Annotated in this window: 13 protein-coding genes; 6 read left to right on the forward strand and 7 right to left on the reverse strand. The window is 61.5% G+C overall.

Translation table 11 applies throughout. The annotated features are described in order from the left end of the window. The first annotated feature begins 47 nt into the window (after window positions 1–47). Window positions 48–2,807, forward strand: coding sequence for a collagenase (locus ACTG2J_RS18380; protein ID WP_439997765.1), 2,760 nt, complete (start codon window positions 48–50; stop codon window positions 2,805–2,807). Between the two features lie 187 nt (window positions 2,808–2,994). Further along, entirely contained in the window at window positions 2,995–3,846 is an 852-nt protein-coding gene (locus ACTG2J_RS18385; RefSeq protein ID WP_368176834.1) for a vancomycin high temperature exclusion protein, read from the forward strand. Between the two features lie 84 nt (window positions 3,847–3,930). On the opposite strand, the gene ACTG2J_RS18390 is transcribed toward ACTG2J_RS18385, so the two are convergent. The 3 genes from ACTG2J_RS18390 to ACTG2J_RS18400 form a co-directional block, all read right to left on the reverse strand. Beyond that, the gene (locus ACTG2J_RS18390) at window positions 3,931–4,545 is read right to left on the reverse strand and encodes a superoxide dismutase (RefSeq protein ID WP_368176835.1); all 615 of its coding nucleotides are present in this window, start codon (window positions 4,543–4,545) and stop codon (window positions 3,931–3,933) included. A gap of 17 nt (window positions 4,546–4,562) precedes the next feature. Next, entirely contained in the window at window positions 4,563–5,042 is a 480-nt protein-coding gene (locus ACTG2J_RS18395; RefSeq protein WP_182963184.1) for a hypothetical protein, read from the reverse strand. A gap of 174 nt (window positions 5,043–5,216) precedes the next feature. Next, window positions 5,217–6,233: a chemotaxis protein gene (locus ACTG2J_RS18400; RefSeq protein ID WP_005335957.1), complete on the reverse strand. Its 1,017-nt coding sequence runs from the start codon at window positions 6,231–6,233 to the stop codon at window positions 5,217–5,219. A 201-nt stretch (window positions 6,234–6,434) separates the two neighbouring features. On the opposite strand from ACTG2J_RS18400, the gene ACTG2J_RS18405 reads away from it, so the two are divergent. Further along, window positions 6,435–7,154: an SDR family NAD(P)-dependent oxidoreductase gene (locus tag ACTG2J_RS18405; protein WP_439997766.1), complete on the forward strand. Its 720-nt coding sequence runs from the start codon at window positions 6,435–6,437 to the stop codon at window positions 7,152–7,154. Here ACTG2J_RS18405 and ACTG2J_RS18410 read toward each other — a convergent pair. Further along, window positions 7,141–9,207 (reverse strand): tRNA(Met) cytidine acetyltransferase TmcA, encoded by a 2,067-nt coding sequence (locus ACTG2J_RS18410; protein WP_439997767.1) that lies wholly within the window; start codon window positions 9,205–9,207, stop codon window positions 7,141–7,143. The genes ACTG2J_RS18405 and ACTG2J_RS18410 overlap by 14 nt on opposite strands. Beyond that, window positions 9,204–9,515: an HlyU family transcriptional regulator gene (locus ACTG2J_RS18415; protein WP_113739899.1), complete on the reverse strand. Its 312-nt coding sequence runs from the start codon at window positions 9,513–9,515 to the stop codon at window positions 9,204–9,206. Before ACTG2J_RS18415 ends, ACTG2J_RS18410 begins: the two co-directional genes overlap by 4 nt. Window positions 9,516–9,651: 136 nt before the next feature. On the opposite strand from ACTG2J_RS18415, the gene ACTG2J_RS18420 reads away from it, so the two are divergent. From ACTG2J_RS18420 to ACTG2J_RS18430, 3 genes are all read left to right on the forward strand, one after another. Continuing rightward, window positions 9,652–9,858 carry a bacterioferritin-associated ferredoxin gene (locus ACTG2J_RS18420; RefSeq protein WP_047436593.1) on the forward strand — a complete coding sequence of 69 codons (207 nt, stop codon included), beginning with the start codon at window positions 9,652–9,654 and terminating at the stop codon, window positions 9,856–9,858. A 144-nt stretch (window positions 9,859–10,002) separates the two neighbouring features. After that, window positions 10,003–10,479 carry a bacterioferritin gene (bfr, locus tag ACTG2J_RS18425; protein WP_005354959.1) on the forward strand — a complete coding sequence of 159 codons (477 nt, stop codon included), beginning with the start codon at window positions 10,003–10,005 and terminating at the stop codon, window positions 10,477–10,479. Window positions 10,480–10,663: 184 nt separating this feature from the next. Beyond that, window positions 10,664–11,122 (forward strand): methylglyoxal synthase, encoded by a 459-nt coding sequence (locus ACTG2J_RS18430; RefSeq protein WP_005354960.1) that lies wholly within the window; start codon window positions 10,664–10,666, stop codon window positions 11,120–11,122. Between the two features lie 88 nt (window positions 11,123–11,210). Here the strand turns inward: ACTG2J_RS18430 and ACTG2J_RS18435 are convergent, their stop codons facing one another. After that, window positions 11,211–12,362, reverse strand: a complete 1,152-nt coding sequence (locus tag ACTG2J_RS18435; protein ID WP_335865362.1) for an iron-containing alcohol dehydrogenase — start codon at window positions 12,360–12,362, stop codon at window positions 11,211–11,213. Window positions 12,363–12,505: 143 nt separating this feature from the next. Continuing rightward, a complete protein-coding gene (locus ACTG2J_RS18440; protein ID WP_019446593.1) occupies window positions 12,506–12,961 on the reverse strand; it encodes a hypothetical protein in 456 nt (151 codons plus the stop codon). Between the last annotated feature and the right edge of the window lie 292 nt (window positions 12,962–13,253).

Genomic DNA, 13,253 nt, shown 5'->3' on the forward strand with positions numbered 1-13,253 from the left:
TGCGATTACTCGCAAGACAATACACAAACAAGAACAAAGGGATAAAAATGAACCGTTCAGGTACCGGGTGGCTGCTGCTGACAGGCCCCCTGCTTTTGGCTACATCCTCGGCGCAAGCCAACTACTCCCCCAATGACTGGCGACAGTATCAGCTGACTGGCGAATCGAGCCGGCAACTGGCCGCGCGCATCACCGAGATCACCTACGAGCTCAAGGCGCGCAGCAGCAACGCTCCTTACCAGCAGCTTAGGGTCTACCGTCGCTTCGACTGGCAGAGCAGCGCTCTCGCCGCACTGGCCGAGCAACAGTGTGGCGAGCCGCAGCTCAAGGTAGATGCGGGCTGGCAGATCCGCTTCGTGCGCTGTGAAGATCGGATTCCGGCGGGCAAGCTCATTCCCGCCAGCAGTTATGACTTTGGTTATGGCCTCAAGCAGGGTCGCTGGGAGCAGCTGGCGGGCACGCCGACCGCCCAGCGGCAGGATCGTCTGCCGCTGCCACAAGCCATCATCCTGGGTCAGAGCGAAAGGGAGCTGGATCGCTGCGAACTCAACGCACAAGGCCGCTGCGCAGAGTCGGAGTGGCACTATCAGCCGCAGGATTGGCAGCAGTTGCAGGTACTTGAAGAGACCCCGAGTGAGCGGGATGGCCGGTTGGAGCAGATCTTCTTCCGCCTGCAGCCGGTGGCAGGCAGTCAGGCTGCCGCTCAGGTCAGCGAGATCCATGTCTGGCGCCGCTATCAGTGGCAGCTGGATCAGCTCACGCCTCAGCAGGAGTGTGATGAGCCGCAGGAGCGCAAGGAGGGGAGCAACACCATCCGCTATCGCATCTGCCGTCAGGTGATCCCCGCTGGCAGCGAGGTTCAGGTGACGCTGCAGGATAACGGCTACCAATACCCGGTCGCTGGCGGCGAGTGGCAACCCCTGCCAGAGAGCAAAGAGTGGCAGGAGAGCCGGGTGCTCAATCGCCCCATCGTGCTGGCCAGCAAGGAGGAGCAGCTGGAGTGCCGCCGCGCCAACGGTCGTCTCTGCTCCGAGCCCGAGCAGCCCGATGTGGATCTGCTCGACAGCGATGCCGCCAAACTGGTAGCCGACGTGAGCGGCCAGAACAGTCCTGCCTGGCAGGCGGATTACGGCCACGATGACGCCAAGCTGATGGCGGTGGTGCGCGGCATGCGTGCTCTGCTGGCGGCCAACCAGCCGACCCATCCGGCAATGGACAAGCTGCTCTACTATGTGCGCGCCCACAACTACCACGGCGGCGTTGGCAAAGAGAGTGATCAGGCTGCCCGGGCACTGGCCGGGGTAATGATTGATCTGCTCAACCACCCATTGCTGCTGGGAGCTGAACCGCAGGATCAGGCTGGCACAGTGCTGGAAGCCTGGAGCGTGGCAGCGCAGGGACAACTTGGGCAAGCCGCCTTCCGCCAGAGTGCCGCCCCCATGCTGGCCCAGCTCAACCAGGTGCTCGGCTATGCGGTGCAACATGCGGCACAGATCAATGGCCACAAACCCTGGGCCGATGGCCTGTTCGAGCTGCTCAATCTGGTCGATCAGAGCGCCTCTTACGGTCAGCAGGCAGACTTCAGCGCAGCTGTGCTGCAACAGGAAGCGGCATTGCGCCAGAGCCTGCTGCAACTGGGCCTGAGCGAGCTGGCCCTCTGGAAACAGCGCGATGGCTCACGGGATCTGTTTATCTTCAACAACATCCTCGATGCCCATAGCCGCCTCTACCAGATGATGCGCTACCTCCATCACACCAGCCCGGATAAGGCGATCGCCTATCGCCAACAGCTGGATCGCGATGTGATCGCCATCATGCGCCAGCAAGGGCTGATCCCGGGCGGACAGCATCCGGCTGCCATGCTGGAAGAGGTCTCCCTGACTCTCTCCAGCTACTACCTCACCTACACGGATCGCACCAGCGAGGCTTGTGTCAGCGGCGAGTTTACCGGGCTTTGCACACCGATCCGCATGGAAGATATTCTGCCGTTCGAGCACACCTGCTCGCCCACCCTGCGTCTGCGCGCCCAGGATCTGACCTTGGCTCAGGCCGAAGGGATCTGCCGCGAGCTGGGTGATGAAGAGCAGCGCTTCCACCAGCAGATGGAGACTGGCTGGCAACCGGTAGCCGATGATCACAACGAAACGCTGGAGCTGGTGATCTTCAACTCCTCCGCCGACTGGGGCCGCTACGGCAGCGCGCTGTTTGGCGTATCCACCGACAATGGCGGCATCTATATCGAGGGGGATCCGGCTCGCCCCGGCAATCAGGCCCGCTTCTTCGCCTATGAGGCAGAGTGGAAACGCCCCGCTTTCCAGGTGTGGAACCTGCGCCACGAGTACGTTCACTATCTCGACGGCCGCTTCAACCAGTACGGCAGCTTCGGCCACTATCCGCTCAACCGCACCACTTGGTGGGCAGAGGGGATTGCAGAGTACATCGCCCACGGCCAGTGCTTTGCCCGGGGTCTGGATAACGTAGCAAACCGCCCCGCCAAACAGCGTCCGACACTGGCGGCTATCCTCCACCTTGACTACGACCAGGGTGGCGAGATGGTCTACTCCTGGTCCTATACCGTGCACCGTTTCCTCAATGATACCGGTCGCGGCGCCAGCTGGCTGGCGCTGGCACAGGCGCTGCGCAATCCGGATCGACAGCAGGCGATGAGCGACTTCGAAGGGGAGTTGGACCGCCTGATCGCCAACGACAGCGACGCCTATCAGGCGTGGCTCGCCCGGGATCTGCTGCCCTGGTGGCAAGCCAACAAGGAGTCAGACGCCTGCAAGGGTAACGACTCCGCCCACTGATAGACCTTCACCCAACAGAGGGGCTGCCACCGCAGCCCCTCTCTTTATCCTCCCGCTCTCCCGGCCTCTGCTGCGACAACCTCTGCCCGAATGAGGTGCCCGCCCGTTATCAAGCCTGACGCCAGCGGCCGAGTTGTAATAGAATGCCGATAGCCACTCCCAACTTCAGACCCTGACCGCACCGCGCATGAAGAAGTTTGCCAAGATCCTCCTCGCCTGCCTCGTTTTGCTGCTGGCCCTGATTGCCATGCTGCTGGGCTACAGCGAGTGGATCGTCTCGGATGCCCGTCACTACACCTACGATCAGGTAGACAAGGTGCCCTACAACCGGGTTGCGGTGGTGCTGGGGACCTCCAAATATCTCTCCGGTGGCGGCCCCAACCACTACTTCAAATACCGTATCAAGGCGGCGGCCGAGCTCTACAACAATGCCAAGGTGGACTTCATCATCGTCTCCGGTGACAACGCCACAGTGCAGTACAACGAGCCACGCCAGATGCGCCGCGCCCTGATCAAGGCGGGCATCCCCGCCTCCGCCATCTATATGGATTTCGCCGGATTCCGCACCCTCGACTCAGTGGTTCGCGCCAAGGAGGTGTTCGGCCAGGAGCGCTTTACCGTGGTCTCCCAGGGCTTTCATAACGAGCGGGCCATTTTCATCGCCCGCCATTTCGGTATCGATGCGGTCGGCTTCAATGCCGAGGACCCCAGCGCCTATCAGGGGATCCGCACCCGGGTGCGGGAAGTCTTTGCCCGCCTGATGGGGTTGCTCGACCTCTATGTACTGGACAAGGGGCCCAAGTTCCTCGGGGCTCCGGTCCCCATCGGTCTGCCTGTGCCTTGCCAGTCACTGAGCACTATCGGCAGCCTGCAACCCTGCCTAAAACAGCCCAAACCGGCGGTGGATGAGGCCAAGCCAGCGGAAGTCTCTGCCGCGGTTGCCACCGAGTCGGCAACTCCATCTTCCTCGGCCGTGACTGAACAAGTCACTCCTGCTGTATCCGCAGCGGCGGCTGAGCCGAGCACCGCCACACCATAAACAGACGACCCGCCAACTGGCGGGTCTTGGTATTACAGCGCGGGTTGTGGCGGTGAGCCTGTACACCCATTCCCAGCGACCAAGTCAGCCTCTAGCCGCTTGATAACGGCGGGCCACTTCGGCCCAATCCACCACCTGATAGAAGGCAGCGATATAGTCAGGACGCTTGTTCTGGTACTTGAGATAGTAGGCGTGCTCCCACACATCCAGCCCCAGGATCGGGGTATGGCCATGCATCAGGGGACTATCCTGATTGGCACTGCTCTCCACCTGCAATCTGCCTGCCTTGTCCACCACCAACCAGGCCCAGCCACTGCCAAAGCGGCTCAAAGCCGCCTGAGTGAAAGCCTGCTTGAAGGCATTGAATCCCCCCAATTCCCGCTCGATGGCCAGAGCCAGCTCACCACCCGGCTCACCGCCCCCCTGCGGGCTCATCACCAGCCAGAACAGGGAGTGGTTGGCATGGCCGCCACCATGGTTGCGGACCGCCCCCTGCAGGGCGGTTGGCAGGGTGTCGAAGCGGCGCAGCAGATCCTCAACCGGCATTGCGGCCAACTCGGGCGCGGCTTCCAGCGCGGCGTTGAGGTTGTTGATATAGGTCTGGTGATGACGGCTGTGGTGGATCTCCATGGTCAGTGCATCGATATGGGGTTCCAGTGCGTCGTAGGAATAGTTCAGGGCAGGCAGGGTATGGCTCATGATGACCTCTGTTCGGATTAATGGAGCCGGGATGAGGGCTCGCTCTGACACAGGCAGTGACCGAGCGAACGCATGATCCCGGTGTGGCTGCCGTGGCGCTGTACGAACGTCAGCAACTCGGCACGGGTTGTGCGGGTATGGCGCAAAGCAGCCTCTCGCAGGCGAGAGGAGCAAGCGGGGGAGTGACAGGTTGCCAACAGGCAGTCGTGCACATAGCAGAGCAGGTCGGCGGCGCGATCGGGCAGAGTCATGGCCACCAGCAGATCCGCCAGATTGTGGTGAGCCACCACCAGCGCCGCCACCGCCTCATCGGCGTCATGCCACTGCACCAACTGCTGACGAGCCAGCCAGAGCGCCTGCTGATAATGAGCCAACGCCTGATGATACTCGCCGCAGTCAAACAGCCGGTTGCCCTCTCGGGTCTGCTGTTTCCAGTGACTCATGCTGCTGCCACCTTCGGTCGACTCGACCCACCCCTTCACCCAGGTTGCTGTCATATGCTTCACACCAACAAATGATAATAATTATCATTACACAAATCATATCCGGGAGACAAGGGGCGTCGGGATCGCAGCAAACAGCCAAAACAGCGCGGCCACTCCTTGGCAAGGAGTGGCCGCTTGAGGCACCGGTCAGTGAATTCGACCGGCTAATTGGAAGTTAACGGCAGGTCAGATGTTGTTGGCTGGCGAAGGCGGGGCAATTCCAAGCAGCATGTGATCCATCATCCCCACCATGCGCCCTATCTCGGGCTTGGTGATGGTATCGTTGGCCCCCAGTTGCAGGGCTTTCTGGCGGTTGTCATCGCTCATCAGGGAGGAGAACATCACGATGGGCATCTCCTTGTAGGAGGGGGTATCCCGCAGTCGCTTGAGCAGGTGCATGCCATCCATGCGCGGCATCTCCACATCGGTGATCACCGCATTGACGAAGCCGGTCACCGGCATTCTCTCCTCCTGGGCCAGACGATCGAAATCCGTCATCATCTCCAGCCCCTCTCCCCCGTCCTTGGCCGTGATCACGTTGTAGCCAGCTGTGCGCAGGGTGGTCTCGATCATCTTGCGGATAAAGGCCGAGTCGTCCACCACCAGAATGGTTTTGCCCTGGCGCAGCGCCATCATGCGATCGTCGATGAGCACCTTGCGATCCTGGGTGACGTCGTACTTCTCCATGCTGAGCTCGGGGTTGATATCGGCGATGATCTTCTCGAAATCGAGGATCATGATGAGGTTGCCATCGCGCCTGACCACTGCCACCACGCAGTCGTTCTCCCCCGCCTCCAGAAACTGGCTGGGGGACTCCACATCCTCCCAGGAGACCCGGTGGATCCTGCTGACGCTATCGATCAGAAAACCGTTGGCCATCTTGTTGAAGTCAGTGACGATCACCACCTTGTGGCTGGGGTCCGGGTTGGTCTTGATGCCGAGCCAGCCCGCCAGATCCACCAGCGGGATCAGCCGATCCCGCAGGGAGAATACCCCCACCATATGGCGCTGGGCATTGGGGTAATCTGTGGTTTCCGGCACCCGGATCACCTCGCGTACCTTGGCGACGTTGATCCCGTAATAAGCGGTTTTTTCACGGCCGTCCGGTAGCTGCTTCTTGAGGTGAAACTCGATGATCTCAAGCTCGTTGGTGCCACTTTCGGTCAGGATAGATTTACGCTCTTCCCCATCTTTGGACATCATGGTGACTCTCATTCTGGTTGCGCGGGCAGCAGACCGCTGCGGTTTTCCCTCAGTATAGGAATGGAATTCACCCAACGGCTCGGATCTCGGCAAGATTGCATCGTTAACCGCTTGATCCCGCAGGCTGGCACGATCGTATCTGCCAATCAGGACAACATTGGCTGATGGTGAAATCCATCATGTACTCACAAGGATCCTAATATGAGTGAAGGCATTGTCGTGATTGGCGCTTCTGGCGGGATCGGGGCGGCTCTGGTAACACACTGGTTGGCGGCGGGTGTCGGGCCAGTGATTGCCATCAGCCGTCAGCCCACACCTGCTGGCCTCTCATCGCCGGGTCTGCACTGGCTATGTTGTGATTACAGCGATGAGCAGATGACAGAAGTGGTGGCGCGCATCGCGGAGTTGGCACCGAGACCGCACAGGGTGGTGATCTGCAACGGCATCCTGCATCAGGGGGAGATCCAGCCAGAGAAGCGGCTCGAAGCAATCAATCTCGATGCCATGACCCGTCTCTACCAGACCAACGCCCTGCTGCCGCTGCGCTGGATCAGCCAGCTGTTACCGCTGTTTGGCCGCGAGCCTTGCACTCTGGCCGTTCTCAGTGCCCGGGTCGGCAGCATTGGCGACAACCGAGCGGGCGGCTGGTATGGCTATCGTGCATCAAAGGCCGCCCTCAACATGCTGCTCAAGTGTGCCGCCATCGAGCTGGCCCGACGGGCGCCCGGTGTCAAATTGCTGGCCTTCCATCCCGGCACCGTGGATACCCCACTCTCCCGCCCGTTTCACGCCAATACACCGGCGGGAAACGTGCAGAGTCCCGAGCTGGTAGCCGACCATCTGATTAACCTGATGAACCAGCTGCAACCGGATGGCGAGCTGAGCTTTCTCGACTGGCAGGGCAAACCTATCGAGTGGTAGAGGAACTCAAGAGACGCGCCAGCAGCGCCCGCAAACTCTTGATCACGGCGGGCTTGCCCGCCAGTTGCAACCTCGCGGCCAGCGCCCCCCAGTCGGCATATTGCCAGATGGCTGCGATCAGCAGATAACGCTCGTCAGGAGTCAGCGAAGCCAGCACACCCAGATTGCGCGCCAGCCACAACTGCAGGCTCGACTGGCTCAGTTCGAACGGCTTGTGATGCAGGGCAAAGCACTCAACCTCATCACGCTCGAACTCGCCAAGCTCAGCCGCGGTGATGGTGCTGCCTTGCAGACATTGCCATACCAACTCGGGATCCAGCTCGCTCAACTCACCAGCCAGCAGGGTAGGCAACTGGCGAATGAAACGCTGCTGCCACTGATCCAGCTCGGGCTCATGCTCGGGTTTCAGCGCCTTTAGCAGCAGGGCGGCGTGGCAGCCGCTGGCGGCATCCCGTTGTAGACCAATGCGCAGCACCGTCAGTCCGGCCTTGCGCCAGAAGGGGAGCAGGTCGGCGCTGGCCGAAAAGGCAGAACCGAGGTAATCGATCCCCGCCTGACGATAATGTTCTTCAAGCCTGCCAAGCAGCAGCGAACCCAGCCCGTGGCGGTGTAGCTCGGGATGGATGGCGATACGCATCACCCGGGCGTAGCTGCGCCCCCCCGCCGTTTTAAAACCGGCGTGGGCCAGCAGCGATTGGGGCAGCAGATGGCCGCGCGGACGGCGGCGACCGGCCCAGATCGCCTCGGCCAGTTCGGGCTCTATCTCCCCTTCCCGCGCCACCAGCGCCACACCCAGCAGGCTCGCATCCTGCTCCAGCAGATGGATGTCGAGATCCGGGCTCTCCAGCAGGGACCTGAGATCGCTCGGCGTAGTCTGGTAGTGAGCCAGCACCAGCAGGCCAAAGAGCTGGTCGAGCAGCGCCTCGTCGCTCGCCAGCGCCTCCTGACTGACCAGACGCCAGCTCGGGCTGGTAGGCGGCAAGGGAGTTGCCACTTCGGCATTGAGGCCGAGCAGGCGGAAGATCAGCGGCTCCAGCGGATCACGCTCACTCCAGCGAATGGGCTCAGAGAGGTGGATCTCCTGCCACTCCGGGGTCTGGCTATCGAGCACCCGTTTGAAGCGCAGGTGAAAACCGCGCCCCGTCCCTTCGTAACCGTGCTCGGTGGTGGCAAACACAATGCGGCTGTGGCGGGCCAGCATGGCTTCAAGCTGCGGGGTCGGAATGGCGGCCGCTTCATCCACCAGCAGCAGATCGGGATTCATCGCCTCGTGCACCAGCCGATCCGGCGAACAGTAGCTCAGCCCTGTCAGCTGTTCCGGCGTGCAATCGAGCCCGCAAGCGGCGTGGGCAAACAGGGTGGCGACCGTCGCCTGCGAGGGGGCCGTCACCACGATGTTCAGCCCTGGCTGCTGGCGCAGCAGCTCGGCGGCAGCCAGCCCCAGCAGCGCACTCTTGCCACGGCCGCGGTCGGCGCTCAGCACCAGCGGACGGCGGCGATGGCCCTGCAACACCTTGTGGATGGCGGGCAGTGCCCGTGCCTGATCGCTGCTCAGCCTGCGCTCGGGCCCAATCGGTTGCCACGGCTGCGAGCAAACTGGCGGCTCCAGAAAGAGGGCTGGATCACCTTCCAGCAACCGAACCAGTCGGGCGATAAAGCCGTGGCCGGCCCGGCTCGCCTCCTCCGGCTGGGCCACCAGCCGGATCCGGTCAGGATCCGGCCATGCGGGCCACTGCGCTCTGGGCGGGGTCAGCAGCAGCAGCAAGCCACCGGCGCGCAGGGTGCCTGCCAGCGCCCCGAAGGCGTCGGGATGAAAGCCGCTGAAAGCGTTGAACACCAGCATGTCGCACTCTTGACCGAGCCGCTGCAGCGCCTTGGCGGCGGGTTGCGGAGCATAATGCTCGGGCCCGGCGCCCAGCCAGAAGACGGTCTCGCCGAGCAGGGATTGAGCGCGGGCAATGCAGTCGGCCTCCTCCCCCTCCAGCCAGATCAGGCGTCGCTCACCGGCGCGGGCCAGCGCCTCGCGCAGCAGGGTGACCTCTTGCAGTGTCATGAAGCCTGGCTGTCAGCCGGTTTGCGGGGCTCGAACATGCGATCCCCCATCTGATCGATAAAGGTGTGGGCCTTCTGCACCATGAAGCGCTCGGCATCGGCCGGATTGGCAAACAGATCGGAGCGGATGAAACGGTGGATTTGCAGCACGCCGTCCAGCTCCTTGGTGATGCGGCCCGCCAGCCGATACTGGCCACCTTCTGCCATGGGTTCCGGATAGATGAGATAGCCGGCATATTCGGTCGGGGTCACTTCCACAACCTTGGTCGGCTCGCCCCCGAACAGGGCGCTGAACAGTTTCTTGAGCATGGTGATCTCCTCTGGTTGCCAGCATTGTCCCCAAGGGGTTGCACAGTGGCAAGCAGGGGATCTTATTACCAATGGTTATTTGCACTACGAACCATTCTCATTTAGATTTCATCTCATTCCACAAGAGGTGACCATCATGTACGTCTGTTTGTGCCGCGGCATCACAGATACCCAGATCCGCAAAGCAGTGCAGTCAGGTAAAAGCGAATTCCGCCAGCTCAAGCAGTCGCTCGAGGTGGGCGCCCAATGTGGAAAATGCGTGCGCATGACCATGGAGATCATCGCCGCCGAGCTCGACAAGATGGAGCAGGATCAACCCGTGCTCTACTACGAAGTGGCCTGATCCGGACACCTCTTTTCTGATGCGACCCGCCAACAGGGTCACCTCTTTTCTCAGGCGAGCTGGCTCGCCAAACCCCTTGTTGTCACTTTTCTGGACTAAGCTCTAACGATCGAAGCCTCAGGCACGAACCAAGGAGCACTGTCGATGAAAGGAGATCCCAAGATCATTGCCCACCTCAACAAGGTGCTGGCCAATGAGCTGATTGCCATCAACCAATACTTCCTGCACGCCCGCATCTACGATGACTGGGGCCTCAAGGCGCTCGGGCACAAGGAGTATCACGAGTCTATCGATGAGATGAAACACGCCGATGAGCTGGTCAAGCGCGTGCTGTTTCTCGAAGGGCTGCCCAATTTGCAGGATCTGGGCAAGCTGCGTATCGGCGAGACCGTCGAAGAGATGCTGCGCTGCGACCTTTCGCTGGAGATGGATGCCATCCCCGACCTCAAGGTAGCCATCGCCTATGCCGAGTCGGTGCAGGACTACATCAGCCGCGACCTGTTCCAGGAGATCCTGGAGGATGAAGAGGAGCATGTGGACTGGCTGGAGACCCAGCTCGATCTTATCGATCGCATCGGGCTGGAGAACTACCAGCAGTCGCAACTGCACCACGGCTCCTGAGCCAGCAGGCCAGCAAGCAAAGAGACCCGCCAGCGCGGGTCTCTTTATTTGGGCAGCCATATTTGAGTTGCATGACCCGAAAACTTTTCGACAGGATCACAGTTAATGCGCCCGACACAGCATCTGTCATGGCTTTCGATTAGGATACGACTCTCTGCCAATAACAATGCTACGGACGATTTCCATGGAACAGATTGCACGCGAGATGGCGCCCCACAAGCGGGTGGCTCTGGTGGCTCACGACAACATGAAGACCCCTCTGCTGAACTGGGTGATGCGCCGCAAGGAGGAGCTCAAGCTCCACCATCTCTATGCGACCGGCACCACCGGCACCATGCTCGGCAAGCAGGCGCAACTGCCCATCACCTGCCTCTTCTCCGGCCCCATGGGGGGCGACCAGCAGCTCGGCGCCCTGATCGCCGAAGGGAAGATCGATGTGCTGATCTTCTTCTGGGATCCCCTCAATGCGGTGCCGCACGATCCGGACGTGAAGGCGCTGCTGCGCCTTGCGGCGGTCTGGAACATCCCGGTCGCCACCAACGAAGCGACCGCCGACTTCATCATGGACAGCCCCCATATGCGGCAGGCGTTCAGCGTGCAGATCCCGGATTACGCCGGTTATCTGAAGGCGCGCACCGAGTGATCGGCTAACCCTCATGCAAGAGGGCCGCAACAAGCGGCCCTCTTTAATTGGGAAAATGAATCAGCCAGGGACACAAACCGGCGCCGGCTTATAGCGCGCGGGCGAGAATGCGTGCCACCCGATCCGGGTCGATATCCTGCTGCTCACCGAGCGCGGTGCGCCCCACCCGCTTGAGGTTGGAGCAGACCGCCGGAATGCAGCTTTCGCTGAGGCCATAGTCAGCCAGCCGGGTACCCAATCCCATCTTCTGGAAGAACTGCTCGGTACGGATGATCGCCTCTTCGATGCGCAGGGCCTTGTCCTCGCGGGTCGAATGCCACACCCGCTCGGCAAACTGGGCTAGCTTGTCCTGCTTCTGGCTCGCCCGCTCACGCAGCAGTGAGGGGAGCACCACGGCCAGACTCTGGCCGTGGTCGAGCCCGTAAAGCGCCGTCAGCTGATGACCGATGGCGTGAGAGGCCCAATCCTGCGGCACCCCGCAACCGATAAGGCCGTTGAGCGCCAGACTGGCGGCCCACATCAGATTGGCCCGTACCTGATAGTTGGTCGGCTCCGCCAGCGCCCTGGGGCCGTTCTCCACCAGCACCTGCAGCAGCCCCTCCGCCAGCCGATCCTGCACCTCGCCGCCGACCGGGAAGGTGAGGTACTGCTCGGCGATATGGACGAAGGCATCCACCACCCCGTTGCCGGTCTGGCGCGGCGGCAGACTGTAGGTGGTCGCCGGATCGAGCACCGCAAATTGCGGCTGCACCAGCGGGCTTCTGAAGGAGATCTTCACATCCCCCCGGCTCACCACTGAGGTAGGATTGCTCTCGGAGCCGGTGGCTGGCAGGGTCAGCACACAGCCCATCGGCAGCGCCTTGTGCACACTCGCCTGTTTACCGCAGATATCCCAGGGATCATCCCCCTCGTAGCAGGCGGCCGCCGCAACAAACTTGGTGCCATCCACTACCGAGCCGCCGCCGACGGCTAGCAAGAAGTCGATGCGATCGCGTTTAACCTGCGCCACCGCCTCCATCAACAGCTCGTACCTGGGGTTGGCGCCGATGCCGGAAAACTCCTGCCACGTCACCCCTTCCAGGGCCCGGGTCAGCTGCTCATAGACGCCGTTTTGCTTGATGCTGCCTCCGCCATAGAGCACCAGCAGCCGGCTGCCGGGCGGGATCAGTTCGGGCAGGCTGGCGATCTGCCCCTCGCCGAAACAGATACGGGTCGGATTGGCATATTGGAAGTTGTACACGGCGGACTCCTCGACTGGCTCAATGCGCGGACATTGTGCGCCTGTGGGGAGGTGAGGTCAAAAGAGGTGGCAGAAGCTTGCCCATCGGCGGTCGACACTGGCCCATCGGTGCCGACCGGGTAGATCTCAGAACAGCGGCAGGATCAGGCAGTTTTGGCCTCATCTTTGGATGAGCTCTTCTTGCCGGTCAGGCGATCCATTGCCTCTTTCAGCATCGCCTCTCGCTGCTCGTTGAGCGGCTTGCTCTGCTCCGCACGCTCTTCCGGCGTCAGCTTCTTGTTATCGGCGATGGTCTTGAGCTTCTCTTCGATCTCGTTGAACTTCTTGCGATCGAAACCAAGCGCCTTGTCCACCAGCTGCTGCACCACGCCCCCCTTGTCGGAGCTCATATCCAGCGCCGGTGGCAACTTGTTGTTCTTGGCCAGATGTTCGTAGGTCAGCACCTGCTGGGCCTGGCCGGTCATGCGCTGGGTGGAGAGGCTGACCATCTCCTCCCAGCCACCGCCCTGACCGCCGCTACTGGCACTGTTGAGGGTAGCGAGGGCGCGGTTGTTGGAGGCGCTCTGGGCAAGCTGCTGGCTGTAGGGTTTGATATCCATGGGGGCTCCAATTCAGTGCGCATCTGCGGCAATGGGCACAGGCTGATCCGGTCACATGGGGCGTCATGCCCCACCATTATCAATGAAACCAGCAAGTTACAGGCCAACTTGTCAGATGGTGCAAGATCCCGCGCTATGGCGGATCTCACCACGCTCCACACGCAAGGCTGGCGTCAGAATCATGACTCATCTGCTGCCAGCTCACGCTGTTTTGGCACATTTTGCCGTCCACGCGCCACGATGCCAGAGAAAAGTCAGGAACAGTCGTTCGATCACAAAATAAACAACCAGC

The sequence above is a fragment of the Aeromonas sp. 6P genome, from assembly GCF_051919525.1.
Taxonomy (GTDB): Bacteria; Pseudomonadota; Gammaproteobacteria; order Enterobacterales; family Aeromonadaceae; genus Aeromonas; species Aeromonas veronii.

Bases quoted from the DNA above. Each gene is read 5' to 3' on its own strand.
- ACTG2J_RS18380 (WP_439997765.1), top strand. From the start codon at position 48: ATGAACCGTTCAGGTACCGGGTGGCTGCTGCTGACAGGCCCCCTGCTT.
- ACTG2J_RS18395 (WP_182963184.1), bottom strand. From the start codon at position 5,042: ATGACAGCAACCTGGGTGAAGGGGTGGGTCGAGTCGACCGAAGGTGGC.
- ACTG2J_RS18420 (WP_047436593.1), top strand. From the start codon at position 9,652: ATGTACGTCTGTTTGTGCCGCGGCATCACAGATACCCAGATCCGCAAA.
- ACTG2J_RS18390 (WP_368176835.1), bottom strand. From the start codon at position 4,545: ATGAGCCATACCCTGCCTGCCCTGAACTATTCCTACGACGCACTGGAA.
- bfr (WP_005354959.1), top strand. From the start codon at position 10,003: ATGAAAGGAGATCCCAAGATCATTGCCCACCTCAACAAGGTGCTGGCC.
- ACTG2J_RS18405 (WP_439997766.1), top strand. From the start codon at position 6,435: ATGAGTGAAGGCATTGTCGTGATTGGCGCTTCTGGCGGGATCGGGGCG.
- ACTG2J_RS18440 (WP_019446593.1), bottom strand. From the start codon at position 12,961: ATGGATATCAAACCCTACAGCCAGCAGCTTGCCCAGAGCGCCTCCAAC.
- ACTG2J_RS18430 (WP_005354960.1), top strand. From the start codon at position 10,664: ATGGAACAGATTGCACGCGAGATGGCGCCCCACAAGCGGGTGGCTCTG.
- ACTG2J_RS18410 (WP_439997767.1), bottom strand. From the start codon at position 9,207: ATGACACTGCAAGAGGTCACCCTGCTGCGCGAGGCGCTGGCCCGCGCC.
- ACTG2J_RS18400 (WP_005335957.1), bottom strand. From the start codon at position 6,233: ATGATGTCCAAAGATGGGGAAGAGCGTAAATCTATCCTGACCGAAAGT.
- ACTG2J_RS18415 (WP_113739899.1), bottom strand. From the start codon at position 9,515: ATGCTCAAGAAACTGTTCAGCGCCCTGTTCGGGGGCGAGCCGACCAAG.
- ACTG2J_RS18385 (WP_368176834.1), top strand. From the start codon at position 2,995: ATGAAGAAGTTTGCCAAGATCCTCCTCGCCTGCCTCGTTTTGCTGCTG.